This window comes from Micromonospora sp. RB23 (assembly GCF_053585025.1).
The window spans coordinates 1543017-1567923 of the sequence record NZ_CM132111.1 but is presented as its reverse complement, the minus strand read 5'-3'; the positions used below and the strand labels follow the sequence as shown (position 1 = coordinate 1567923).

Genomic DNA, 24907 nt, shown 5'->3' with positions numbered 1-24907 from the left:
GGTGCAGCGTGACGCGCGGTGACCGGAGCGAGTCTATTGTTCCGCGCCCCGCGCCGGCTGCTCGGGTGGGTCAGCGCGTCAACCGGCGACCGGCGTCCGGGTCCGGGCCGCCGCTGGGGCGCACCGGCCGGTACCGGGCCAGCCAGGTGACCAGCTCCTCGGCGGGCATCGGACGGGCGTAGAACCAACCCTGGGCCGCGTCGCAGCCGGCCGCGTACAGCATCCGCCAGGTCCGCTCGTCCTCCACGCCCTCGGCGACCACCCGCAGACCCAACGCGCCCGCCAGCTCGATCGTCGAGCGGACGATCGCCGCGTCGTCGGCGTCCTCGGCCATCCCCAGCACGAACGACCGGTCCACCTTCACCTCGGACAACGGCAGCCGGCGCAGGTGCTGCAACGACGAGTAGCCGGTGCCGAAGTCGTCAAGCGCGATGGCCACCCCGATCTGGTGCAACCGGGTGATCGTCGCCAGCACCCGGCGCGGATCGGCCATCAGGGCGCCCTCGGTGATCTCCAGTTGCAGCCGCTCGGCCGGCACCCCGTACCGGGCCAGCCGGTCGGCGATCTGGTCGGCGATCTCGCCGGTGTGCAGGTCACGCACGCTGACGTTGAGCGCCGCACGCAACCCGATGCCGGCCGCCGACCACTTGGCGAGCTGCTCCACCACGTCGTCCACGACCCGACGGGTGAGCAGCCGCATCACCGCGCTCTGCTCGGCGACCCGGATCAGCTCCTCCGGGTCGACCATGCCCCGGCGGGGATGCCGCCAGCGCAGCAGTGCCTCGACGCCGACCACCTCCCCCGTCGCGATGGCGATCTGCGGTTGGTAGTACATGGTGATCTCGCCGGCGTCGTCGACCGGCTCGCCGTCGCGTACCCACGCGCTCGGCTCGATCATCCGGCCCTCGGCGGCGGACCCGCCGTCGTGCCCGGGACGGCGGTCCCCCGCCGGCGGCAGCGCGCCGCCGTTCGGCGACCGCCGCCCGTGACCGCCGGCACGCCGGTCCCGGCCCGGACCGGGTCGGGTGCCGGGAATCGTCGCGCGGCTGTTGCGGCCCCGGATCGGATCGGCCGCGGTGGCGATCCGGTTGATCAACTCGTCGGCGTGCGCCGCCTCGTCGCCGGCACGCCGGCGGCGACCCCACCACCGTCCGCCGGTCACCGGCGGCGCGGCGATCACCGGCGCGGCCCCGGCCGGCAGCGCGGCGCCGTCACCGCCGCGCACCTCGGCCTCCACCGCGAGGGGTACGTCTGCCGTCCGCTCCGACCCACCCCGCTCGGCGTGCCGGGCCCGCGTGGCATCCCCTGCTCGTACGGCCTGCTCGGCTTCGGCGGCGTGGCCGGTCTCAGCGGCGTGACCTGCCCCGACGCCGTGGCCCTGCTCGGCGGCATGCCCCGTCTCGACGGCATGGCCCGTCTCGACGGCGTCGCCCGCCTTGACCGCGTGGCTCGCGTCGACCGCGTGGCTCGCGTGGCTCGCGTCGATTGCGCGGCTCGCGTGGCTCGCGTGGCTCGCGTCGATTGCGTCGTCGGCGGATGGGCCACTTTCGAGCACCCGGCGGAGGTCGGCGAGGAGCCCGAGCCGCTCGGCCGAGTTGTGGTCGGACTCCGGGGCGTACACGGCGACCGTGTCGTTGCGGTGCTTGGCGTCGTACATCGCCACGTCGGCATGCCGCATCAGGGTGGCGAAGTCCTCGCCGTGCTCCGGGAAGAGGGCGATCCCGATCGAGCCGCCGACGTCGAGCGGCAACCCGTCCAGCGGCACCGGCTCGGCCAACGCGGCGACCACCCGGTCGGCCAGCTCACGCGCCTGGCTCACGTCGGACAGCCCGGTCATCACGATGGCGAACTCGTCCCCACCCAGCCGGGCGATCATCTGCGGCCGGGGCTCCACGTCCGCGAGTCGGGCACTGACCTCGACCAGCAGTCGGTCGCCCACCGCGTGCCCGAGCGCGTCGTTGACATTCTTGAAGCGGTCCAGGTCGATGAGCAGCAGCGCCAGGTGCCCGTCGGGCTCGCCCCGGGCGGTCCGCTCGGAATGCAGGTGGACCTGCTCCGCGACCTCGGCGAGCAACGCCTTGCGGTTGGGTAGACCGGTCAGCGGATCGGCGGCGGCGAGGTGCTGCTGTTCGACCGTCAAACGGGCCATCCGGTACACGGCGAACAGGGGCACCAGCACCAGCGGGATCAGCGCCGCACTGAGCCGGGCGGCGGCGACGAGCACCGGCGCGAGCAGCAGCAGCGAGCCGGTGGAGAGCAGCTCGAACCCGACGCCCTGGCGGACGGTGGGCCACCAGCGACCACCGAAGCGCAGTCGTACCGCCCAGCTCACCAGCCCGTAGTTCACGACGAACCAGGCGAGGGTCGCGCCGCCGACGGCGACCACGCCGGGCCAGTGCAGGCGTCCCCCGGAGAAGATGGTGCCCGGCCCGAGCTGGATGACCCCGTACGCGGCAGCGAGCGCGCAGGCGTACTGGCCGACGTTGAATGCCGTCCGCCAGGCGGCGTTGCCCATCCGCCAGCCGGAGACGATCACCCCGAGGGCCTGCACCGCCACCGCCGGGCCGAGCCCCCAACCGAGCAGGATCGCGAAGGTGAAGCAGGTGGACGGAAAGACCGCCGAGGTCTGCCGTCGCCCGGGCGGAACGAACGGGCGCGCGTCGCAGATCACCGCCAGCGCGGCCATCGTCCAGAACGCCACCGGCAGTCGGGACAGCTCCCCGGGGAGCGTCGTGAGTGGAGCGGCCGCGGCCAGCGCCGCCACCACCAGGATGCCGACGACGAAGGTGGCGAACGGCCCCACCCGCCCAGGTGGGAGGGAGTTGCGCGGGTCGGCGACCTCCATCACACCTCCCGAGAAACGGTCGACGTGTCGGTCAGCACGTCGTGACCCAATGAAACGCCCTCGGGCCCGGGTTTCCCGGTATGACAGTCACGAATCGGTAGTAGTCGTAATTAAGTTGGTATACGCGGCGGCCACCTCGGCGACGTGGCGGCGTCAGCCCTCGACGCGGGCGACCTCCCGCGCGGCGTCCGGACCCGCGTCCAGCAGCAGCCGGAACCCGTCCTCGTCCAGCACCGGAACCTTGAGGCTGGCCGCCTTGTCGGCCTTGGAACCCGGGTTGTCCCCCACGACGACGAAGCTAGTCTTCTTGGAGACCGAGCCGCTGACCTTGCCGCCCCGGCTCTGCACGGCCTCGGCGGCCTGGTCCCGGGAGAAGCCGGCGAGGGTGCCGGTCACCACGACGGTCAACCCCTCCAGCGGACGCGGGCCCTCGTCGACCGCCTCCTCGGCCATCCGTACTCCCGCGTCGGCCCACTTGCGGACCACCTCGCGGTGCCAGTCCACGGCGAACCACTCGCGGATGCTGGCCGCGATGGTCGGCCCGACGCCGTCGACCGAGGACAGCTCCTCCTCGCTGGCCGCGTCGATGGCCTCCATGGAACGGAAATGCCGGGCCAGCGCCTGGGCGGCCGTGGGACCGACGTGCCGGATGGAGAGCGCCACCAGCACCCGCCACAGGTCACGTTCCCGGGCGACGGCCAGGTTGTCGAGCAGCTTGACCGCGTTGGTGCCGAGGCTGCCGTCCTTGTTGACGAAGAACGGCGACCGGGACAGTTGGTCGGCGTCGAGCTGGAAGAGGTCACCCTCGTCGTGGATGATCTCCGCGTCCAGCAGCGCCGCCGCGCCCTTGTAGCCGAGCACCTCGATGTCGAACGCGCCACGGCCGGCGAGGTGGAACACCCGCTCGCGGAGCTGGGCCGGGCAGCTGCGGGTGTTGGGGCACCGGATGTCGACGTCGCCCTCCTTGGACGGCGCGAGCGGCGTGCCGCAGGACGGACAGCTCGCCGGCATGACGAACGGGCGGGCGTCGGCGGGCCGCAGGTCGACCACCGGGCCGAGCACCTCGGGGATCACGTCGCCGGCCTTGCGCAACACCACCGTGTCGCCGATCAGCACGCCCTTGCGCTCCACCTCGCGAGCGTTGTGCAGGGTGGCGAGCGCGACGGTGGAGCCGGCCACCCGCACCGGCTCGAGCACGGCGAACGGGGTGACCCGGCCGGTACGCCCCACGTTGACGTCGATGTCGAGAAGCTTCGTGGTGACCTCTTCCGGCGGGTACTTGAAAGCGATCGCCCAGCGCGGCGCACGACTTGTCGAGCCGAGACGGCCCTGGATGGAGACCGGGTCGACCTTGACCACCACACCGTCGATCTCATGCTCGACGTCGTGTCGGTGCTCGGCGTAGTAGGCGATGTATTCCGCGACGCCGGACAGATCCGGAACGACCCGCCACCGGTCACTTGTCGGCAGCCCCCACGCCTTCAGCGCCGCGTACGACTCGGACTGCGCGGTGGGCCGGAAACCTCGGCGGGCGCCGATGCCGTGCACCACGAGACGCAGCGGTCGGGAGGCGGTGACCCGCGGGTCCTTCTGCCGCAGACTGCCGGCGGCGGCGTTGCGCGGGTTGGCGAACGGCGCGCGGCCCTGCTCGACCAGGCCCGCGTTGAGGTCGGCGAACGCGGCGACCGGGAAGTAGATCTCGCCCCGGACCTCCAGCAGCTCGGGGATCGTGGGGAACTCGGCGGACGGCGTGAGCTGGCCGGGCACGTCCCGGATGCTGCGCACGTTGGCGGTGACGTCCTCGCCGGTACGACCATCACCCCGGGTGGCCGCCCGGACCAGCCGACCGGCTTCGTAGGTCAGGTTGATCGCCAGCCCGTCGACCTTCAACTCGCAGAGGTAGGGCACCGGCCCGCCGGCGTCCCGTTCGACCCGCTCGGCCCAGGCCGCCAACTCCTCGTCGGCGAAGGCGTTGTCGAGCGAGAGCATGCGCTCGGCGTGCGTGACCGGGGTGAAGTCGGTGGAGAACGTGCCGCCCACCCGTTGGGTCGGCGAATCCGGCGTACGCAGCGCGGGAAACTCCTGCTCCAACGCCTCCAGCTCGCGCAACTGCCTGTCGAACTCGGCGTCGGTGATGATCGGCGAATCCAACACGTAGTAGCGGTACTGATGCTCGGTCAGCTCACCGCTCAGCGTGGCGTGGCGCTCCCGCGCCTGCGGCGTCGGCTCCGCGCCGGCCGCCGCCTCCTGAGCCGGGCTGACCTGCTGACCGATCTGCTCCTCGGACACCCCGCCACCTTCGGACACGCCTGCGACCTCCCTGATCACGCTACTAAGGCACGGTATCGGTCCGGGCCGACAATCCGCCGCCCACCCGCGCCACAGGTGATGCCCCACGCGCTCTCGCCCCGGGCCCCGTTGCGCGTCGCCACCGAACCCGCCGGCCTTGATCGACTCCACATCACCGATGTCGGGGTATCCCAGCCCCCGGATGCCCCCACATCGCCAACGTCGGGCCGCCCCAGCGCCCGGACGCCCCCAGATCACCGACCTGGAGTCGATCAAGGCACCCCACCCGCCGCGCGCCCGGCGAGATCGTGCCCGAGCCCGGCGGCACCCGCCAGCGCGGTGAAGGCCAGCCCCGCAGGGACCCCGACGGCGGTGTCCTCGGGAGGCCGAGGCGGGCCCGTCGCCGGACTCCCGGCGATCTTGCAGTTTCGGTCGTGGATAGGGGCGGGATGCCCGAGATGTCGCAGCAGAAAGTGCAAGATCGCCGCGGGTGCGGCCCGGCCGGCGCGGGTGCGGCCCGGCCGGCGCGGGTGCGGCCCGGCCGGCGCGGGTGCGGGACGGCCGGCGCGGGTGCGGGACGGCCGGCGCGGGTGCGGGACGGCCGGCGCGGGTGCGGGACGGCCGGCGCGGGTGCGGGACGGCCGGCGCGGGTGCGGGACGGCCGGCGCGGGTGCGGCCCGGCCGGCGCGGGTGCGGGATGGCTGGACCGGGGAGGTCCGAATCGCTCCGGACCGCGGGGTCCTCTGCGGCACGGGTGGCGGTGTCGTCGGCGGGCGGGAGGGGCGGTGACGTGCGAGGATCGCCGCACGAAGCGGCCGGCGTGCCGCGTGGGCGCGGAGGTGGCGATGAACGAGACGCTGCTCTGGGCGGTGGCGATCCTGCTCGCGGTGGCCGCCGGTTGGGCGTGGAACAGTTGGCGGCACCGGGCGGCCACGCGACGCTCTACCAACCGACCCGGTCGGGACGCCACCCGCGCGGGTGGCCGTCGTCCGGCGCCCCCGAGGCCGCGTGGCACCGATCGGCCGGGCGCGACGCCCCGCTCCCGTCACACCGATCGGGCGACCGACGCGCCGGCGGCGGGCGAGATCTGGTGGGCTGACGTGCCGTACACCGACGGCAGCGGCTCGAAGATCCGCCCCTGCCTGGTGCTACGCGCCGATTCGCGGGGCGCCGACGTCCTGAAGATCACGAGTCAGGACAAGAGTGACCGCGACGACCACGTCCGGATTCCCACCCGGGACTGGGATCCCAGTGCCGAGCATGACAGCTATCTCAGCCTGACCGAGCCGGTCCGGATCAGCTCGGCCGACTTCGCCGACCGCGCCGGCCGCTGCGACGCCGACCTGTGGCGCAAGGTCCGCAGCCTGCGCCACCTGCCCACCAGCTAGGGCCTCTCACCCCCGGACCCCACCACGTGATCCACTCGACTTCCGGGAAACCGGCCCGTCTTCCCAGCAGCAACACCCCGACTTCCAGAGGGCCGAGTCGATCGCCGCAGTCAGGTCGCGCCGGTCAGTCCCAGCTCTTGCCGAGGGTGGCGAGCTGATCGGCGTACTCGATGCGCTCGGCCCATCCGGGCGGCCAGGCGGCCGTGCCCGCCGCCGCGCCCACGAAGGCGCCGGCCAGGGCGGCGATCGAGTCGGAGTCGCCGGCGGTGGTCGCGCCCCGGGCCAGCGCCGCGACCGGGTCGTCGGCGTGGCGTACGGCGCAGAACAGCGCGGTCGCCAGCGCCTCCTCGGCCACCCAACCCTCCCCGGTGACGCGGCACGGGTCGCCGCCGTCGTCCGGCTCGGGCAGGGCGGTCGTCAGCCGGCGCAGCGCCGCCAGGCACTCGTCCCAGCCGTGGGCGATGAACTCCTCGGGCGTGTCGAACTCCGAGCGCCGCCACAGATCACCCAGCCAGTCCTGGTGGTAGACCCGGCGCTGGACCCGCGCCCGCTCGGTGAGTACCGCGGGCAGCTCGGACAGACCGACGCCACCGCGCAGGGCGACGACCGCGTACGCGGTGAGTTCGCTGGCGGCCAGACCGGTCGGGTGGCCGTGGGTCAGCCCGGCCTGCAACTGGGCCAGACCGGCCATCGTGTCGAGGTCGACGTCCAACAGTCCCACCGGCGTGACGCGCATGTTCGCGCCGCAGCCCTTCGAGCCGGCGACCGTCGCCTCCTGCCAGCGCAGCCCCCGATCCAGGTCGGCGCAGGCGCGCAGGCAGGTCATCCCGGGGGCGCGGTTGTTGTCCGGGCTGACCGACCAGGTGATGAAGCGGCGTCGCAGCAGCGGCTCCACCGCCTCCGGCGTGAGCGTCGACGCCTCGTGCAGCGCCCAGCCCACCGCCAGCGCCATCTGCGTGTCGTCCGTGACGAGCGCCGGGTCGCCGGCCAACTCACGTGGGCCGGCCGGGCCGTAGCGGCGTTCGATCTCGGCGACGGTCAGGAACTCGGTGGGCTTGCCCAGCGCGTCGCCGTAGGCGAGACCGAAGAGCGAACCGGAGGCGCGCAACACGGCGGTGGAGGTCACGGCGGCCATCATGCCCGGCCGCCGCAACCGCCGTCGTGCGCCGTCAGTCCCAGCAGAGGCAGAACGGGTGGCCAGCGGGATCGGCGTAGACGCGGAAACCGTCGCCCTCGCCGGGCAACCGCCGAGCACCGAGCGCGAGAGCCGCCTTCTCGGCGGTCTCGATGTCGTCGACCGTCACATCCAGGTGGAACTGCTGTGGGCGCTCCGGGTCCGGCCAGGCCGGCGGCCGCAGGTTCAGCGCCCGCTGGAACGCGATCCGGGGCTGGTGCCCGGGCGGACCGCCCAGCACCACCCACTCGTCATCGGCCTCGACCTCGTCCTCGAACAGGGGGATGCCGAGCAGCTCGGAGTAGAACGCGGCCAGCGCCCGCGGATCGGGGCAGTCGATCACCACTGAACGTAGCTGTCCAATCATGACGGTCATCCTGCCCACGGGGTACGACAGGAAAACGTCACTCCTCGCTGAACCGGCGGCCGGCGTCCCGACACGCCGCGAGCACCGCCCGGGCGTACTGTTCGGTGGCGCCGGCCAGGCCACACGCCGGGGTGACGACCACCTGCTGGGCGAGCTGCCGGCGGGGGAAGCCGAGGCGGTCCCAGATCCGGCGTACCCGATCGGCGATCTGGCCGGAGGTCGGTGCGCCACCGGCCGACGGCGGCCGGGTCGGCGCGGCGCCGGCCAACAGCCCGAGGCCGGCGTCGATCGCCTCGCCCAGCGGATCCAGGTCGGTGACGAGGTCGAGGTCGAGGGCGACCGCGACGGCCCCGGTGGAGCGGATCAGCTCCAACGGCACGTCCGGGGCGCAGCAGTGCACCACCGTGGGTACGGCCACGGCGTCGACGACCGTGCGCAGCAGGGCCGCCGCGTCGGCCGACTCCACCGCCCGGTACGCGCCGAGCCCACTCTCGGTCGGCACGTGGCCGGCCAGTACGGTCGGCAGCGACGGCTCGTCCAGTTGCAGCAGCACCGACGCCTGGGGCAGCCGTCGCGCGACCGCCGCCACGTGCGCGCGCAGGCCCTCGGCGAGGGAGCCGGTGAGGTCGCGCACGGCGCCGGGGTCGCGCAGCAGGCGGCCTCCGATCGGCAGCTCCAGCGAGGCGGCCAGGGTGAACGGGCCGGCGGCCTGCACCTTGATCGGACCGGCGTACCCCTCGGCCTGCTCGGTGAGCTGGTCCAGGTCACGCTCCATCAGGTCGCGGGCCCGGCGCAGGTCACGGCCGGGGCGGGGGGCGACCCGCCAACGGCCGGTGTACAGCTCGACGGGCAGCTCGACCAGCAGCCCGGCGCTGCGGCCGATCAGGTCGGCGCCGGGGCCTCGGGCCGGTAGCTCGGGCAGGTGCGGCAGGTCGGGAAGCTCGCCGAGAACCACCCGCTGGGCCTCGGCGATGTCGGTGCCGGGCAGCGAACCGATGCCGGTCGCCGCGCCCGCCGGCCAGGGCCACGCCTGATCTGTCACGGCCGAAGGCTATCCCGCGAGCACCCGGGTCGTGCGGTCAGCCGGCGATCGTGGCCGAGCCGAGGACGATGTCGCCGGCCGGGTCCGGCCGGTACGCCACCAGGGCCTGACCGGCGGCGACGCCGCGAACCGGTCGGCGCAGCTCGGCGTGCAACGAGTCGCCGTCGAGGTCGACGGTCGCCGGCACCACGTCGCCGTGCGCACGGAGCTGCACCTCGCACTCGACCGGCGCGTCCGGACGGGGGCCGCCGGTCCAGACCGGGCGGACGGCCCGGACCTGGGACACCTCCAGCGCCTCGGCCGGACCGACCGTCACCGTGTTGGTCTTGGGCGTGATGGAGAGCACGTAACGGGGCCGACCGTCGGGGGCGGGCCGGTCCAGGTGCAGGCCACGACGCTGGCCCACCGTGTACGCGTACGCGCCGGTGTGGCTGCCGACCACCGCGCCGGTGGTCGCGTCGACGACGTCGCCGGGCGTCTCACCGAGCCGGCCGGCGAGGAAGCCGCGGGTGTCACCGTCGGCGATGAAGCAGATGTCGTGGGAGTCCGGCTTCTCGGCCACCGCCAGGCCACGCTCGGCGGCCTCCGCGCGGACCTGCGCCTTCGTCGAGTCGCCGAGCGGGAACATCGAGCGGTCGAGCTGCTCGCGGGTGAGGACCGCCAGCACGTACGACTGGTCCTTGGCGATGTCGACGCTGCGGCGCAGCAGCCCGTCCGGGCCGAGCCGGGCGTGGTGACCGGTGACCACCGCGTCGAAGCCCAGCGCGACAGCCCGGTCCAGCACCGCCGCGAACTTGATCTTCTCGTTGCACCGCAGGCACGGATTCGGCGTACGACCGGCGGCGTACTCGGCGACGAAGTCGTCCACGACGTCCTCGTGGAACCGGTCCGCCATGTCCCACACGTAGAACGGGATGCCGATCACGTCGGCGGCCCGGCGGGCGTCCCGGGAGTCCTCCAGGGTGCAGCAGCCCCGCGCCCCGGTCCGGTACGTCTGCGGGTTACGCGCCAGCGCCAGGTGTACGCCTGTCACGTCGTGCCCGGCCGCCACCGCCCGGGCCGCCGCCACTGCCGAGTCGACCCCGCCCGACATCGCCGCCAGAACTCTCACCAGCCAACCCTATCCACCACCCCACCCGACCCCCCACCCCCGCCCGGCACCCGGCCCCGACACACGCCGTTGATCATGAAGTTACCGCCACGACACGCCGGGCCGAGGGGCGATAACTTCATGATCAACGAAGAAGGAGCGCGCCGGAACCGGGCCGGGGGGGTTAGCGGGGGGTTCGGGGGGCGGCGGCTCGGCGGGCTCTCTCCACCGCTGCCGGGAGAGCCGCCACCAGGGCGTCGATCTCGGCCTGGGTGCTGGTGTGGCCGAGCGTGAAACGCAGCGAGGAACGGGCGCGGTCGTCGTCGGCGCCCATCGCCAGCAGCACGTGCGACGGCTGGGCGACGCCGGCCGAGCAGGCCGAGCCCGTCGAGCAGGCGATGCCCTGGGCGTCGAGCAGGAGCAGCAGAGCGTCGCCCTCGCAGCCCGGGAAGGAGAAGTGCGCGTTGCCGGGGAGGCGGTCGGTCGGGTCGCCGTTGTAAATCACCTCGGGCACCGCACGGCGGACCCGCTCGATCAGGTCGTCGCGCAGGGCGGCCACCCGGGCCGCGTACTCCTGCTGGCCCTTGACCGCCGTCTCGACGGCGACCGCGAAGGCGACGATGCCGGCGGTGTCCAGCGTGCCGGAGCGGACGTCGCGTTCCTGGCCGCCGCCGTGCAGCAGCGGCACGGCGGCCACGTCCCGGCCGAGCAGCAGGGCGCCCACCCCGATCGGGCCGCCCAGCTTGTGGCCGGTGACGGTCAGCGCGCTGGCCCCGCTGGCGGCGAAGTCGACCGGCACCTGGCCGACGGCCTGGATGGCGTCGGTGTGGAACGGCACACCGTGCTCGGCGGCGACGGCGGCCAGCTCGGCCACCGGCTGCACGGTGCCGACCTCGTTGTTGGCCCACATCGCGGTGACCAGGGCCACCCGATCGGCGTGCGCGCCGAGCTCGGCGCGCAGGTGCTCCGGGTCCAGCCGGCCGGTGGAGTCCACCGGCAGCGTGCCGACCTCGGCGTTCTCGTGCGCGGCCAGCCAGTCGACCGAGTCGAGCACGGCGTGGTGTTCGACGGCGCTGGAGATGACGCGCCGCCGGTCGGGGCCGGCGTCCCGACGGGCCCAGAAGATGCCCTTGACCGCCAGGTTGTCGCTCTCCGTGCCACCGCCCGTGAAGATCACTTCGGACGGCCGCGCGCCGAGCACCGCGGCCACCCGCTCACGCGACTCCTCGACCCGGCGACGGGCACGACGACCGGCCGCGTGCAGGGAGGACGCGTTGCCGACCTCGCGGGCGGTGGCGACGTACGCCTCCAGTGCCTCGTCGAGCATGGGGGTGGTAGCCGCGTGATCCAGGTAAGCCATCACCTTCAGCGTACGGCCGACCGGCCGGAGACCGGAGGGCGGAGTGGACTCCGTGCGACGTGCCGGGGCGGGATTCCCCCGCTCCGGCACGTCGCCGAGCGCCCGATCAGGCGGGCACCGCCGTGACGACGATGTTGTCGCGGTACTTGCGGGCCTTGGCGTCGAACGGGCCGCCGCAGGTGATCAGGGTCAGCCGTGGCTTGCCGTCCCGGGCGAAGTAGCGGTCCAACGGGATCTTCGTCTTGGCGTACTCCTCCCGGGCGACGACCCGGTACCGCCGTGCCGTGCCGTCGCTGCCGGTGGCGGTGAGGGTGTCGCCCTGGTCCAGTTCGCGCAGCCGGTAGAACGCGCCCCTGCCCTGTCTGGCGCTGTCCACGTGCCCGGCGATGACCACCGATCCGGCGTCGGCCTCCAGGCCGGGGCCGTAGCGGTACCAGCCGATCTCGTCGACGCTCGGCGGCACCTCGAACTCGTTGGTGCGCTCGTTGATGCCGACCGCGTTGACCGTGGCGGTGACATCGATCTCCGGGATGACCAGCCGGACCGGCGGGACGGTCCGGACGTCGGCGGGCAGGTCGCCACCGGCCACCGGCACCGACGGGACGGACGCGGTCGGGGTGGGGCTGGCCAACGCGGTCGCCTCCTCCGTACCGACGTTCCCGGCCGGCTGCGAGTTGCACGCCACCAGGGTGGCGACGGTGAGCGCGGCAGCGCCGGCGGCCAGGGCCGCCAGCGCGCCGCGGTTGCGCACCGTCACTTGCGGCCGTTCCGCGCGGTCGCCATCCGCGCCCCACCACCGACCAGCAGGAGTACGCCGGCGCCGGTGAGCGCGTACCACCAGGCGCCCACGCCGGTACCCGCCAGACCACCGTCACCGCTCGGCACGCCGCCGGGCGCGGAGTGCAGGCCGGTGATCGTCTGGGCCACCACGTCGAGGTTCTTGCCCTCGGCGGAACCGATGGCGTAAACGATCGTCGCGGTACCCTCCTTGAGGTTGAGGTCCGCCGGGCCGATGGCCACGGTGTCGGTGCCGGCCAGCACCACGTCCGCCTTCACCGTGCCGGCGTCGACGTCGCCCTTGGCCTCGTTCGGGTTGGTCAGGCCCTTGAAGACCGGGGTGCCGCCGGCCCGTACGTCGACCGCCGGGGCGGCCGCGGTGTGCCGGACGATCAGGCGGGCCTTGCCGGCGTCGACCTTGGAGACGTCGTTCACGAACGGCGTGATCTTCGGCTTGCCGGCGGCGTCGAGGTGAGCGGCGATGCTGATGTTCGCCCCGCCCGGCACCTTGGCGTCGTCGGCCTTGAGGATCGCGCTGCCGACCGGCTCGCCGGGCTTGGTGAGGGCGATGTCGTACTCCCCCTCGGCCAGGTTCAGCGGTCCGGCGACGTCGCCGGGCTTGAAGTTGTCGAGCGTCTTCTTGCCGTTGACGTAGACGTCGACCGGGGTGTCCGGGATGCCGTGGATCACGGAGACCTTCGACGTGGCGGCGTACGCGGGGGTGGCGGTGAACGCGCCGACGCCGGCGAAGGCCAGCGCGGCGACCGCGCCGCCCGCGGCGACCCGACGGAAGTACGAGAGCTGCATGTCTGCCTCCTGGTGATTGGTGCTGATTCGTCAGGCCTGGCTTGCAGAACGGGTTACGCCGGCTGCGCGGCGGGTGGATGCGCTCGCGACGCGTTTTCTTTTCTCGGCTCCGACCGCATCCAGATCACCGTCGGCGGACGAAGAGCAGGTGAGATGACTCTGACCGGGGAAGTGGGGCGAGGGCTGTGGGAGCTACAGTCGGGCATGCCCCATCGAAGGTGGGCCGCCCCGTGACGGCGCTGCCACCACAACCGGACCCACCGGCGGACGACCTCGCGGCCCGGTTCCGGGCCGGCGACGAGGCCGCGCTGCGCGAGGCGTACGACCGCTACGGCCGCGCCGTCCTGCACCTGGCGACGTCCATGCTGGCGAACCGGGCCGACGCGGAGGATGTGACCCAGGCGACGTTCGTCGGCGCGTGGTTGGGCCGGGACACCTTCGACCCGGCCAAGGGTTCGCTGGTCGGTTGGCTGCTCGGTATCGGCCGGCGCAAGGTCGTCGACCGGATGCGCGCCTCGGCGCGGGAGACCCGGGTGGTGGAGACGGTCCGGCAACTGCCCGAGCCGGCGCAGACCGGCCCGGACCCGGACCGGGTGGTGGATCGACTGGTGATCGCGGACGAGCTGGCACGTCTCCCGGACGACCAGCGACGCATGCTGGAGTTGGCCTTCTACGACGACCTGACACACCAGCAGATCGCCGCGGTGACCGGGGTGCCGCTGGGCACCGTGAAGAGTCACATCCGACGCGGCATGGCGAGCTTGAAGCGCAGATGGGAGGTGGATGGTGCAGCACCTGGAGCACGAGCGGCTGGTCTTTCTGGCGCTCGGTGAGAGCGAGGCGGACGACGGGGAGCGCACCCACCTCGACACCTGCGCGCACTGCCGGACGGAGCTGACGACCCTGCGGCAGGTGGCCGGGCTCGGCGCCGAGACGCAGGGCCTCGGCGACCTGCCCGATCCGCCGGAGCACATCTGGCAGGGCATCGAAGCCCAGATCCGGGCGGCCGAGGGCAGCGCGGTCCACGCACCCGTAGGGGTGCTGACCAGCGCCGACCGGCAGCAGGTACCTGGGCAGACGGCGACCGAGACGGTCACCCGGCTGGACCCGACGCGTCGTCGGTCCCGCCGGGATCGTGGCTGGTCCCGTTGGGCGGCCACGGCGGTGACCGCCGTCGCGGCGGCGGCGATCGGTGTCGTGGGCACGGTCACGGTGCTGCGGCCGACGGATCCGGAGCCTGCGAAGACCCCGACGGTGCTGGCCAGCGCCCCGCTGGCGGCGTTCGGCTCGACGCCGAAATCGGCCCAGGGCGACGCGCGCGTTCTACAGGGCGGCCAACTGCATCTGCATGTGGCGAATCTCCCGCGCGTGCCGGGGTACTACGAGGTCTGGCTCATCAACCCGACGACCATGGAGATGTTCTCGATCGGCACCCTGGGTAACGACGCGGACGCTCTGCTGCCCCTGCCCCCGAATGTCGACCTCAAGAGCTACTCGGTGGTCGACGTGTCCGCCGAGCAGTACGACAACAACACCCGCCACTCCGGCGACAGCCTGTTGAGGGGCACCCTGACGGGCTGATCGGCGGGCCGGCTCAGCTCCCCGGCCCGCCGATCAGCTCCCTACGGAAAGTGGCCGCCCGTCACGACGGGCGGCCACTTTTCGCGTCACACGCTCACTTGCGCTTGCGGATCTCCTCGGCGGCCTGCGGAACGATCTTGAACAGGTCGCCCACCACGCCGAAGTCGGCCAGCTCGAAGATCGGCGCCTCGCCGTCCTTGTTGACGGCGACGATCGTCTTCGAGGTCTGCATGCCGGCCCGGTGCTGGATGGCGCCGGAGATGCCCAGCGCCACGTAGAGCTGCGGGGAGACCGTCTTGCCGGTCTGGCCCACCTGGAACTGGTGCGGGTAGAAGCCGGAGTCGACGGCCGCGCGGGACGCGCCGACGGCGCCACCGAGCAGGTCGGCCAGCTCCTCGACCAGCTTGAAGTTGTCGGCGTTGCCGACGCCGCGACCGCCGGAGACGACCACGCCGGCCTCGGTCAGCTCGGGGCGGGAGCCCTTCTGCTCGGCAACCCGCTCGACGACCCTGGCCAGCTTGTCGGTCTCGGTGACCGACACCGTCAGCTGCTCGATCGACGGGGTGGCCGCCGCCGGGGCGGGGGTGACCGAGTTGGGCCGTACGGTGACCAGCGGCAGGCCCTTGGTGACCTTGGACTTGACGATGGTGGAGCCGGCGAAGGCCACCTGGGTGGCGGTGCCGTCGGCGTCCAGGCCGACCACGTCGGTCAGGATGCCGTTGTCGAGCTTGACGGCGAGCCGGGCGGCGATCTCCTTGCCCTCCTGGGCGGAGGCCAGCAGCACGGCGGCCGGCTGCACCCGCTGGACCAGCTCGGCCAGCACGGTCGCCTTGGGGGCCACCAGGTAGCCGTCGATGTCCGCACCCTCGGCGGCGTAGATCTTCTCCGCGCCGTACTCGCCCAGCTTGGCGCTCAGCGCCTCGGCGGCGCCGGGGCCACCGAGCACCACGGCGCTCGGGGTGCCCAGCTCACGGGCGAGGGTGAGCATCTCGAGGGTGACCTTCTTGACGCCGAATTCCTTGGTGGCTTCGACGACGACGAGAACCTCAGACATGTCTCAAAGCCCCTCTCACACGAACTTCTCGGTGGCGAGGAACTCGACCAGCTTGACGCCGCCCTCGCCCTCGTCGGTGATCTTGGCGCCGCCGGAGCGCGGCGGGCGCTTGGTGTGCTCGACGACGGCACTGGTCGCGCCGTCGAAGCCCACCTCGGTCGGGGCGACGCCGAGGTCGGCCAGGGAGAACGTCTGCACCGGCTTCTTCTTCGCGGCCATGATGCCCTTGAAGGAGGGGTAGCGCGGCTCGTTGATGGTGTCCCAGACGGAGACCACGGCCGGCGTGGAGGCCGTGACGACCTCGTAGCCCTCCTCGGTCTGCCGCTCGACGGTCAGCGTCGCGCCGTCGACGGTGAGCTTGCGGGCGCCGGTGAGCGCCGCGACGCCGAGCCGCTCGGCGATCATGTGCGGCATGACCTGGACACGGCCGTCAGTGGACTCCGCGCCGCAGATCACCAGGTCGGCGTTGAGCTGCCCGAGGGCGGCAGCGAGCACCTTCGACGTCGCCACCGCGCAGGAGCCGTGCAGGGCGTCGTCCACCACGTGCACGGCCTTGTCCGGGCCCATGGAGAGCGCCTTGCGGATCGACTCGGTCGCCCGGTCCGGACCCATGGTCAGGATGGTGACCTCGCCGCCGTGCGCCTCCTTGATCTTCAGCGCCTCCTCGATGGCGTACTCGTCCATCTCGTTGATCACGTTGTTCGCCGAACCGCGGTCGACGGTGTTGTCGTCATTGCGCAGGTTGCGGTCCGCGCCCGAATCAGGCACCTGCTTGACGAGTACGACGATATTCATCGCGCTTCGACGACCCTCCTGTGTGGTGTTGCGATTGGCTCGCCCGGTCTGGGCCGCAGCCTCGCGTGTCGGTCGACGCCCGGTCAACCGTGGGCTGCTGTGCAGTTGCCCACGCGGCAATGTTACCTGCCAGTAGGTTACCGCCGCCGGGCACGCAGAGTGACACAGGTCACCGGCGTGGCGCAGGTCAGACGGACTCGGCCAGCGCGCCGCGGATCTGCTCGATGGCGGCGGCCTCGGCCGGGGCCACCCCGTCGTGTGCGCGGGCCACCCGGTCCGCGGCGGTCAGCACCACCGACCGGTACGCCTCGACGTCGCCCGGCGACTTCTCCCGCAGGATCCGTACCGACCGACCGAGCGCCGGCAGCACCACCGACTCGATCTCCAACTGGGAGTCCCGGGGCAGACGGGGCAGCGGGCCGGTGGTCAGGGCCTCCTTGACCACGCCACTCGCGTCGGCCAGCGCGCCCGAGGCGGCCAGGCTCTCGCGGATCACCCCGAGCATGCCCGGGTCGGCGTTCGAGACCAGGAAGACCGCGCCGAACGCGCCCGTCTTGAGGGTCAGGCGCTCCTCGTCCGTCAACCGCTGCTCCATGATCACGGAGTGTAGACGTACGGCGTGGTGGTGGTGACGGCTACGAGACCGAGTCGCTGGAGGATCGGCCGGCTGTCCTCGGAACAGTCGACCTGCACGAGCGTCCGATCCCGCTGCTCGGCCAGCCGCGCCCGGTAGTTGACCAACGCCCGGTAGATGCCCTTGCGACGCCACTGCGGCAGGGTCGAGCCGCCCCAGAGGGTGGCGAAGCCGGTGTTCGCCGGGAACCGCACCCAGCCGGCGCTCACCACCGTCCCGTCCGCCTCGGCCACCACCACCGTGATCGAGTTCGGGTCGGCGTCGATCTCCTTGGCCAGACCCGTCACCAGGTGCGAGCGGTCCGCCTGCCAGACCTCCTCCTCCATGGCGGCGATCCGCTCCAGGTCCTCCCGGGCGGTCACCTCACGCAGGCGTACTCCCTCGGGAACCACCGGCAGCGCGGCGGCGAGCGGCGCGACCGGCCCGACCACGACGGTCTCCCGGTCCTCCGGCACGAAGCCGGCGGCGCGCAGCCGGTCCGCCAGGTCGGCCGGCTCGTCGTGCTCGTTGAGCTTCCACTCCACCGACTGGCCGCGCTCGCGGAACAGCGCCACCTGGCGAGCGATCAGCTCGTCCAGCGCGTCGCCGGTCAGCCCACCCAAGTCGCGGTAGGTGAGGAACCCGCCGGCGTCGAGTCCGATGATCCGCACGAGGGGGCCGTCCCGTTCGACGGTCACGCCGGCGGGGACCGGGTCGGGGATCTCCGGGCGGAGTTGGTTGTCGTAGGCGGCGCGCAGAGTGTTCACATCAAGATCGGTCACCTGACCAGGCTAAGGGTCGAGGGAAGCGGATAATCTCCCAGCGTGTGGGAAGCAATCAGGCGCTGGTTCGACCCGGCGGAGGCGCGCGCCGTCGGTGAGACGCCGGACTACCGGTTCTCCCTCGCCAACGAGCGGACCTTCCTCGCCTGGCTGCGCACCGGTCTCGCGCTGGTCGGCGGCGGGCTGGCCGCCGCGCAGTTCCTGCCACCGCTGCCGATGAGCCACCTGCGGGAGGTCATCGCGGTCGCGCTGCTGCTGCTCGGTGGCACCGTCGCGGTCCGCGCCGTGGACCACTGGGCGCGTACCGAACGGGCCATCCGGCTCGGTCAGGAGCTGCCCGCCTCCCGCTTCCCCGCCGTCCTCGCCCTCGCCGTGGGCGCGGGGGCGATCCTGCTGGTGCTCGCGGTCCTGGTTCGGGCGATCGGAGAACGGTGAGCGCCGGACGCGACCCGGGCCTGCAACCGGAGCGGACCCGGCTGGCCTGGCGGCGCACCCTGCTGACGCTGACCGTGGTGGCCGCGCTGGCCGTGCGGCTGGCGTCGGCCGGCGGCGTGTTCGGCGCGCTCGTCGTCGGCGCGGCCGTGCTCGTCTGGGGTGGCCTGCTCGTGCTCTGCTGGCCGCGCGCCACCGGCGTCGGCGCGGCCCGTACCGGCGGCCGGACGCTGCCGCTGGTCGCGCTCGGCACGGTCGGACTCGCGCTGCTCGGCGTGCTGCTGACGGTTCGCGGACTACGCTGACGGGACACCGTACGCCATGATGGGTGCATGGCCCGGCTGTACGTTCTCCTCTTCCTGGCGCAGATCGTCCTCGCCGTCTGCGCGCTGATCAGTTGCCTGTCCGCCGAGGAGGGTCAGATCCGTGCCCTGCCCCGGATCGCCTGGGTGTTGATCATCCTGTTCTTCCCCCTGGTCGGGTCGATCGCCTGGTTCGTCGCCGGGCGCGAGCCCGGCACCGCGGGCCGCACGGCGTGGCCGGGTGGCAAGGGTGCCCCCGAGCGCCAGCCGCGCCGCCCGCTCGCTCCGGACGACGACCCGGAGTTTCTCCGGTCCGTGCAGGACCGCGCCAAGCAGCAGGACGCGGAGCTCTTCCGCCGCTGGGAGGAAGACCTACGGCGGCGTGAGGACGACCTGCGCCGGCGCGACGGTGAGCCGCCCCGCGAGGGCGACCGGCCGGAGGTCTAGGCCCCGGCCGGCGCGACTCAGGCCAGGTTCGACGAGCGGGGGTACGCGTCGGTCGGGTCGGTGAGCACGTTGACCAGGTACGGCACGCCGGAGTCGAAGGCCCGTTGCAGTGCGGGCGCGAGGTCGGCGGCCTTCGCGACCGTCTCCCCCGCGCCACCCAGCGCGCTGACGACCGTGTCGTAGCGCAGCTCCGGCTGGAGGTCGGCGGCGACGTCGTAGCCGTACATGGCCCGCATCGGGTGCTTCTCCAGACCCCAGATGCCGTTGTTGCCGACGACGATCACGACGGGCAGCTTCTGGCGGACCAGCGACTCGACGTCCATCAGCGAGAATCCGGCCGCGCCGTCGCCCATCAGCACGCAGATCTGCCGGTCCGGGTGACTGACCCGGGCACCCATCGCGTAGCCCATGCCGGTGCCGAGGCAGCCGTACGGGCCCGGGTCCAGCCAGGTGCCCGGCTGCGACGGCTCCAGGTAGCGCCCGGCGTACGACACGAAGTCACCGCCGTCACCGATGGTGATGGCGTCCGGGGCCAGCGCCCGGCGCAGCTCGCCGTAGATCCGGGCCGGCCGGATCGGGTCGGTCTCGGCGGCCATCTCGGCGGCGTCCCGGGCCTTCGCCGCGTCCTCGGCGACCCGCAGGTCGGCGATCCAGTCGGTGTGGTCGGCCCGGTCGCCGGCGTGGTCGGCCAGCGCCGAGAGGATCAGGCGCAGGTCGCCGGCGGGAGCCACGGCCGGCTGGACGTGCGTGGCGCGTTGGCTGGGGGCGTCGACGATGTGCACCACCTTGGCGTCCCCGAAGTCGCCGAAGCTGAGCCGGAAGTCCAGCGGGGTGCCGACCACCACGACGACGTCGGCGCCGGAAAGCGCGGCGCGGCGGGCCTTGGCGAAGGCGAGCGGGTGTTCCGGCGGCAGCGAGCCGCGGCCCATCCCGTTGGTGAACACCGGCACCTGCAACGCCTCGGCGGCCTCGCGCAGCGCGGCCACCGCGTCACCGGCGTACACGTCCGAGCCGGCGATGATGACCGGCCGTTGCGCGCCGGCGATCAGGGTGGCGGCCCGGGTGACCTCGTCCGGGTCCGGTTCGACGGCGTCGACGCCGGTCGGCGCGGGCAGGTCCGCGTCGGCGACCGAGAAGACCGTCTCCAGCGGGAAGTCGAGGAAGACCGGGCCGCGGTGCGGGGTGAGCGCGGCCGTGAGGGCGGCGCCGACCGCGCGTGGGATGTCATCGGTGCTGAACACCGTCTCGGCGTGCTTGGTGACCGGGGCGACCAGTGGCAGGTGGTCCATCTCCTGGAGGCTGCCCGAACCCCACCGGAAGGCGGGCGCGCGGCCACCGAGCACCAGCACCGGGGAGGCGTTGAAGAAGGCGCTGGTCATACCGGAGATGCCGTTGGTCACACCCGGGCCGGCGGTGAGTACGGCGAGGCCGGGACGGCGCTGGAGCTTCGCCACCGCCTCGGCCGCGAAGACCGCCGACTGCTCGTGCCGGACGTCGTAGATCGGGAAGTCGGTCTTGTGGGCGGCGTCGTAGAGCGGAAAGACGTGGCCACCGGAGAGGGTGAACATCTCCCGCACCCCGTGCGCCCGCAACGCCGCGAGTGCCAGTTCCCCGCCGTGACCTTCGATCCGCTCCGTCATCGCCGCTCCTTCTCGTCGAACCCTGGCCGACGTCACACGTTACTGGCCGGTAGGCGGAATGTGAACCGTTCTCGGTTCGCCGTCGGCCAGGCCGTCAGCGGCCGGTGAAGTCCGGTTTGCGCTTCTCGACGAACGCGGCCATACCCTCACGCCGGTCGTCGGTCGCGAACAGCGCCGCGAAGAGCTGACTCTCCCAGGCCAGGCCCGAATTCAGGTCCATGTCCAGGCCGCCGTCGACCGCCAGCTTCGCGGCGCGCAGGGCCTGCACAGGCCCCTTGAGGTACGGCGTGACAAGCGCGACGGCCGCGTCGTACACCTCGGCGGCCGGTACGACCCGGTCGGCGAGACCGATGCGCAGCGCCTCCTGGGCGTCCACCATCCGCCCGGACATGATCAGATCCTTCGCCCGCGCCGGACCCACGAGACGGGCCAACCGCTGCGTGCCACCCGCACCGGGGATGATGCCCAGCTTGATCTCCGGTTGGCCGAGCTTGGCGTCCTCGGCGACCACCCGCCAGTCACAGGCCAGCGCCAGCTCGCAGCCGCCACCGAGGGCGTACCCGGTGATCGCGGCCACCACCGGCTTCGAGATCCGGGCGATCGCGCCGAGCGCGCTGGACAGGGCCGCCGCCCGGTCGGCCATGTCCACGTAGGACATGTCGGCCATCTGCTTGATGTCCGCCCCGGCGGCGAAGACCTTCGCACCGCCGTACACGATGACGGCACGGACCTCGGGATCGGCGGTGGCCGCCGTGGCGGCGGCGCGCAACTCCTCCTGCACCTGCGTGTTGAGCGCGTTCATCGGCGGCCGCTCCAGCCGGATGGTGCCGATGCCGTCCCTGGTCTCCAGCCGAACGAACTCGCCCACGCTGCCCTCACTTCCTCGTCGAAGTCGCGTGCCAACCTTACGACCCGGCTCGTTGGGGTAAGTACTGTGGTGTCAGCCCCGCGGGCGGGAGTCCAACCATGATCACTTTCTACGACGACAGGTCGGTACGGGTCACCTCCACCGCCTTCCAGGTCGACGGGCGCAGCTACCCGCTGGCCGAGATCACGATGGTCTGGCACCGCCGTGGCAGCCGCTCCTGGCGGGTGCTCGCCGGGCGGGGCGCGATCGGCGCCGCCCTGGCCGGTCCGCTGGTCGCTGCGGTGATCGGCATCGGCGTGGCCGTCTGGCTGCACCGCTCGCCCACCGTCACGATCGCGATCGTGGGCGCCTCGGTGCTGGTCGGGCTGGCCGCCGGCCCGGTCGCCGACTTCCTCTTCGAACACCTGGACCGTTCGTACGCCAGGGGCAGCCGCCAACTGGAGATCTGGGCCCGTTGGCGGGGACAACCGGTGCGGTTGCTACGCACCGGCGACGCGCTGCGCTTCGGCCAGATCTACCGGGCGGTCCAGCGCGCCATGGACGCGACGCAACCCGTCCGCCCCGCCGCCCGCCGCTAGCCACCCTTCTCCCGCCCCGCGCCCTCCACACCCCTCTCACGCCGATCTTGCAGTTTCTGTTGTCAGCATGGACGGCTGTGCCCCTTATGTCGCAACAGAAAGTGCACGATCGACGGGGCGGGGGCGTGGAGGGCGCGCGGGGCGGGGGCGCGGAGGGCGCGCGGGTTGCCTTGCGGTGGTTAGGCTTAGTGATGACCCTCTATTACCGGGACGACGCGGTGCAGGTGACCTCCGAGTCGATCCGGGCAGGCGGTCAGGTGATCGCACTGCCCGACGTGACGTTCGTCTGGCACCAACGAGGGCCGAAGACTCTCGCCGTACGCGGCCGGGTGCTGGGTCGCGGCGTACTGGTCCTGCTCTTGTCGCTGCCACCCCTCGTCGCACTGGTCTGCGTGGTCTCGCTGGCGTGGTCGGCACAGGACCGGGGCAACTGGCAGTTGGCGCTGATCATCCTCGCCGCCTGCGCGGTGGGGGCGCTGGCGCTGGCGCCCTTCCTGGAGATCCCCCTCGGCTGGCTGGACCGCTCCTACGAGCGCGGCAGCCACGTGCACGAGCTGTGGGTGCAGCACCACGGTCAGGAGCACATGCTCCTGCGCACGCCGGACGCGCTACGGTTCGGGCAGATTTACCGGGCCGTGCAGCGCGCCGTCGAACAGCAGGGAGACCATCGATGACCACCCGACGCGGTGCGGCCGTCGCCCTGGCTGGGCTGCTCGCCACGGCCGGCGTCACCCACCTGCTGCGCCCCGGGTACTACGACCCGATCGTGCCACGTACGCTGCCCGGTCCGGCCCGCCTCTGGACGTACGCCAGCGGGTTCGCGGAACTGGCGGTGGCCGCGGCGGTGGCGCACCCGGTCACCCGGCGGACGGGTGGCCGAGCCGCCGCCGCGCTGTTCGTCGCCGTGCTGCCGGCCAACGTGCAGATGGCGGTGGACTGGCGACACCGGCGGCCGGCGAGGCGGGCGATCGCCTACGGGCGGGTGCCGATGCAGATACCGCTGATCTGGTGGGCGCTGCGCGTCGCCCGCGCCGCCCGGTAGACCCCGGGCCGCGGTCAGGTCAACGGCAGGGTCGTGGCGATCGGCCAGCCCAGCAACGCTGCGCCGACGAGGGCCGGCAGCCAACGCGGGGACGCGTACCGACCCAGCACGGCGGCCCACAGAACGTGCCAGCCGAGCAGTACGGCGAACAGCGGCACCACCAGCAGCACGAACCCGGGTGCCAGGCCGACCACCGCCGACGTGCTCAGCACGACCACGGTGACCGCGACGACCAGCAGCCGACGCCACGTCCGGCCGGACGCGACCAGCTCCACGGCCAGCAGGAACAGCAGGCACGCGACCATCACCAGCGGAAGCAGCCACCAGCGGGCGCCGACCGGCCGCGCCGAGGTCAGCCCGAGGTGGATCGGCAGCGCCACGGCGAGAACCGCGTACGCCGCCAGCGCCAGCGCCGCGCCGGTGGTCCGTGCCGGTGTCCGCCCGCCGACCGGCTCATCGGCGCTCTCCGGCGCACGTGTCGTGGCGGGCAGCCACCGGTGACCGCCGATCATCAGGAGGCCGGTCACCAGCAGGAAGCCAGCGACGTAGCCACCAACCGCGAGCGGGAGGCGGTTGGTGGGCAGGATCGCCGCGACGGCCGCGCCGAACCCGCTGGCGAGGACGGCCAGCACGAGAAGGACGGAACCCCGCAGCGCCGTCGCACTCGGAACCAGCCGACCCGACGGCAGCACCACGGCAGACCGCTGTGCCGGCGAGAGCGCCCCGGCGGCCCGCCGGCCCAGCAGCAGCGCCGCCAGCGGAACCAGTCCGACGGCGAACGCGACCACGAGCAGCCCCGCGCCGGCGAGACGGGCGAGCGGGCGGGCCGGGGCGTCCCCGTCCACGCTCGGCAGCCAGCGGGCGATCTCCTCGTGGGTACGCGGGGCGAAGAGCACCGAGATGTGCTCCACCCCCGGCACCACGACGGCGGGCCGCCGACCCACCGTCGCGCCCCGCCGTGCGGCGTCGTCGGCTGCCCGCCGGAACGCGGGGAACTCCGCGCCGCCCACGATCAGCAGCAGGTCGGTCGGGCGACCGGGAGGCAGCTCGCCGGCCTCGGGCAGCGATATCGCCACGGTCCTGGCGATCTCGGGGTGTTCGGCCGCGTAGCGGGTGACCGCGCCGGCGCCCATCGAGTGGCCGACCAGCATGATCTGTGTCGGGTCCACATCCGGCTGGGCACGCAGGTGTCCGACGGCGGTGTCCAGGTCGGCGGCGAGCGTCGGGGGCGACGTGCCGGCACCGAGTCGGGCCGGGTTGACGCCGTGCCCGGCGAAGTCGAACAGCAACGCGACCGCTCCTCGTCGGGCGACCGTGTCGGCGATCGGGCGCATCAACCGCGCCGAGCCGGCGAACCCGTGCGCGATCACCACGCCGGGTCGCGGGGCGTCCGGGGTCGGCGGACCGGCGCGTACCTCGGTCATCGGCACGCCGTCGACGGTGATCTGCCGCACGGTGAGGCCGGAGTCGGCGCGTACCAGAACCGCCGTGCCGAGCGCGGCGCTGACCGCCGCGAGCACGGCGAGCAGGACGGCGATCCGGGTGCCCGGTGGGTGGCGCGGCGGTGCGGCCGACATGCCGGCACCCTACCGCCGGGCGTCCCGGAAAGGACCGGGCCGGCAGCCGCGAACGAG

General features: G+C 73.0%; 25 protein-coding genes. 9 read left to right on the top strand and 16 right to left on the bottom strand.

Annotation, left to right across the window (positions count from 1 at the left end; all coding sequences use genetic code 11):
- Positions 1-70 precede the first annotated feature (70 nt).
- Together ACTFTM_RS07310 and ligA are read right to left on the bottom strand one after the other, a co-directional pair.
- Positions 71-2845, bottom strand: coding sequence for an EAL domain-containing protein (locus tag ACTFTM_RS07310; protein ID WP_449565077.1), 2775 nt, complete (start codon positions 2843-2845; stop codon positions 71-73).
- Between the two features lie 153 nt (positions 2846-2998).
- Positions 2999-5134 (bottom strand): NAD-dependent DNA ligase LigA, encoded by a 2136-nt coding sequence (ligA, locus tag ACTFTM_RS07305; protein ID WP_449565076.1) that lies wholly within the window; start codon positions 5132-5134, stop codon positions 2999-3001.
- Positions 5135-5979: 845 nt separating this feature from the next.
- Here ligA and ACTFTM_RS07300 point away from each other — a divergent pair.
- Positions 5980-6522, top strand: a complete 543-nt coding sequence (locus tag ACTFTM_RS07300; protein WP_449565075.1) for a type II toxin-antitoxin system PemK/MazF family toxin — start codon at positions 5980-5982, stop codon at positions 6520-6522.
- A 124-nt stretch (positions 6523-6646) separates the two neighbouring features.
- Here the strand turns inward: ACTFTM_RS07300 and ACTFTM_RS07295 are convergent, their stop codons facing one another.
- From ACTFTM_RS07295 to ACTFTM_RS07265, 7 genes are all read right to left on the bottom strand, one after another.
- Entirely contained in the window at positions 6647-7660 is a 1014-nt protein-coding gene (locus ACTFTM_RS07295; protein WP_449565074.1) for an ADP-ribosylglycohydrolase family protein, read from the bottom strand.
- Positions 7661-7691: 31 nt separating this feature from the next.
- Positions 7692-8063 carry a VOC family protein gene (locus ACTFTM_RS07290; protein ID WP_449565073.1) on the bottom strand — a complete coding sequence of 124 codons (372 nt, stop codon included), beginning with the start codon at positions 8061-8063 and terminating at the stop codon, positions 7692-7694.
- 37 nt (positions 8064-8100) lie between these two features.
- Entirely contained in the window at positions 8101-9105 is a 1005-nt protein-coding gene (locus ACTFTM_RS07285; RefSeq protein ID WP_449565072.1) for a methionine synthase, read from the bottom strand.
- 37 nt (positions 9106-9142) lie between these two features.
- Positions 9143-10216, bottom strand: a complete 1074-nt coding sequence (gene mnmA / locus ACTFTM_RS07280; protein WP_449565071.1) for a tRNA 2-thiouridine(34) synthase MnmA — start codon at positions 10214-10216, stop codon at positions 9143-9145.
- A 163-nt stretch (positions 10217-10379) separates the two neighbouring features.
- A complete protein-coding gene (locus ACTFTM_RS07275) occupies positions 10380-11555 on the bottom strand; it encodes a cysteine desulfurase family protein (RefSeq protein WP_449565070.1) in 1176 nt (391 codons plus the stop codon).
- Positions 11556-11661: 106 nt separating this feature from the next.
- Complete coding sequence (locus ACTFTM_RS07270) at positions 11662-12312, bottom strand: class F sortase (RefSeq protein ID WP_449565069.1); 651 nt, start codon at positions 12310-12312, stop codon at positions 11662-11664.
- Entirely contained in the window at positions 12309-13139 is an 831-nt protein-coding gene (locus ACTFTM_RS07265) for a DUF4397 domain-containing protein (protein ID WP_449565068.1), read from the bottom strand. The genes ACTFTM_RS07270 and ACTFTM_RS07265 overlap by 4 nt, the downstream gene beginning before the upstream one ends.
- 230 nt (positions 13140-13369) lie before the next feature.
- Here ACTFTM_RS07265 and ACTFTM_RS07260 point away from each other — a divergent pair, with 230 nt between their 5' ends.
- Positions 13370-13972: an RNA polymerase sigma factor gene (locus ACTFTM_RS07260; RefSeq protein WP_449565067.1), complete on the top strand. Its 603-nt coding sequence runs from the start codon at positions 13370-13372 to the stop codon at positions 13970-13972.
- The gene (locus ACTFTM_RS07255) at positions 13926-14720 is read left to right on the top strand and encodes an anti-sigma factor (protein WP_449566565.1); all 795 of its coding nucleotides are present in this window, start codon (positions 13926-13928) and stop codon (positions 14718-14720) included. Before ACTFTM_RS07260 ends, ACTFTM_RS07255 begins: the two co-directional genes overlap by 47 nt.
- A gap of 94 nt (positions 14721-14814) precedes the next feature.
- Here ACTFTM_RS07255 and ACTFTM_RS07250 read toward each other — a convergent pair whose 3' ends face one another.
- The 4 genes from ACTFTM_RS07250 to ACTFTM_RS07235 all read right to left on the bottom strand — a co-directional run bounded on the left by ACTFTM_RS07250 (position 14815) and on the right by ACTFTM_RS07235 (position 17964).
- Positions 14815-15774, bottom strand: coding sequence for an electron transfer flavoprotein subunit alpha/FixB family protein (locus ACTFTM_RS07250; protein ID WP_449565066.1), 960 nt, complete (start codon positions 15772-15774; stop codon positions 14815-14817).
- A gap of 15 nt (positions 15775-15789) precedes the next feature.
- Positions 15790-16569 (bottom strand): electron transfer flavoprotein subunit beta/FixA family protein, encoded by a 780-nt coding sequence (locus ACTFTM_RS07245; protein WP_344357351.1) that lies wholly within the window; start codon positions 16567-16569, stop codon positions 15790-15792.
- A gap of 187 nt (positions 16570-16756) precedes the next feature.
- Positions 16757-17164, bottom strand: a complete 408-nt coding sequence (locus ACTFTM_RS07240) for a hypothetical protein (protein ID WP_449565065.1) — start codon at positions 17162-17164, stop codon at positions 16757-16759.
- 2 nt (positions 17165-17166) lie between these two features.
- On the bottom strand, positions 17167-17964 hold the full coding sequence (locus ACTFTM_RS07235) for a GNAT family N-acetyltransferase (protein ID WP_449565064.1): 798 nt from the start codon (positions 17962-17964) through the stop codon (positions 17167-17169).
- A gap of 42 nt (positions 17965-18006) precedes the next feature.
- Between ACTFTM_RS07235 and ACTFTM_RS07230 the strand changes: the two genes are divergently transcribed.
- Genes ACTFTM_RS07230 through ACTFTM_RS07220 form a run of 3 tightly spaced genes read left to right on the top strand, consistent with a single transcriptional unit; the run spans position 18007 to position 19145 of the window.
- Positions 18007-18399: a YidH family protein gene (locus ACTFTM_RS07230; protein ID WP_449565063.1), complete on the top strand. Its 393-nt coding sequence runs from the start codon at positions 18007-18009 to the stop codon at positions 18397-18399.
- On the top strand, positions 18396-18701 hold the full coding sequence (locus ACTFTM_RS07225) for a DUF202 domain-containing protein (RefSeq protein WP_449565062.1): 306 nt from the start codon (positions 18396-18398) through the stop codon (positions 18699-18701). The genes ACTFTM_RS07230 and ACTFTM_RS07225 overlap by 4 nt, the downstream gene beginning before the upstream one ends.
- 27 nt (positions 18702-18728) lie before the next feature.
- A complete protein-coding gene (locus ACTFTM_RS07220; protein WP_449565061.1) occupies positions 18729-19145 on the top strand; it encodes a PLD nuclease N-terminal domain-containing protein in 417 nt (138 codons plus the stop codon).
- A 17-nt stretch (positions 19146-19162) separates the two neighbouring features.
- Here ACTFTM_RS07220 and ACTFTM_RS07215 read toward each other — a convergent pair whose 3' ends face one another.
- Positions 19163-20785 carry an acetolactate synthase gene (locus tag ACTFTM_RS07215; protein WP_449565060.1) on the bottom strand — a complete coding sequence of 541 codons (1623 nt, stop codon included), beginning with the start codon at positions 20783-20785 and terminating at the stop codon, positions 19163-19165.
- A gap of 94 nt (positions 20786-20879) precedes the next feature.
- Complete coding sequence (locus tag ACTFTM_RS07210; protein WP_449565059.1) at positions 20880-21653, bottom strand: enoyl-CoA hydratase/isomerase family protein; 774 nt, start codon at positions 21651-21653, stop codon at positions 20880-20882.
- Between the two features lie 98 nt (positions 21654-21751).
- Here ACTFTM_RS07210 and ACTFTM_RS07205 point away from each other — a divergent pair, with 98 nt between their 5' ends.
- From ACTFTM_RS07205 to ACTFTM_RS07195, 3 genes are all read left to right on the top strand, one after another.
- Positions 21752-22231: a DUF6232 family protein gene (locus tag ACTFTM_RS07205; RefSeq protein ID WP_449565058.1), complete on the top strand. Its 480-nt coding sequence runs from the start codon at positions 21752-21754 to the stop codon at positions 22229-22231.
- Between the two features lie 191 nt (positions 22232-22422).
- Positions 22423-22905: a DUF6232 family protein gene (locus ACTFTM_RS07200; protein WP_355052125.1), complete on the top strand. Its 483-nt coding sequence runs from the start codon at positions 22423-22425 to the stop codon at positions 22903-22905.
- Positions 22902-23273: a DoxX family protein gene (locus ACTFTM_RS07195; RefSeq protein ID WP_449565057.1), complete on the top strand. Its 372-nt coding sequence runs from the start codon at positions 22902-22904 to the stop codon at positions 23271-23273. The genes ACTFTM_RS07200 and ACTFTM_RS07195 overlap by 4 nt, the downstream gene beginning before the upstream one ends.
- Positions 23274-23287: 14 nt before the next feature.
- Here ACTFTM_RS07195 and ACTFTM_RS07190 read toward each other — a convergent pair whose 3' ends face one another.
- Positions 23288-24850, bottom strand: a complete 1563-nt coding sequence (locus ACTFTM_RS07190) for an alpha/beta hydrolase (RefSeq protein ID WP_449565056.1) — start codon at positions 24848-24850, stop codon at positions 23288-23290.
- Positions 24851-24907 lie beyond the last annotated feature (57 nt).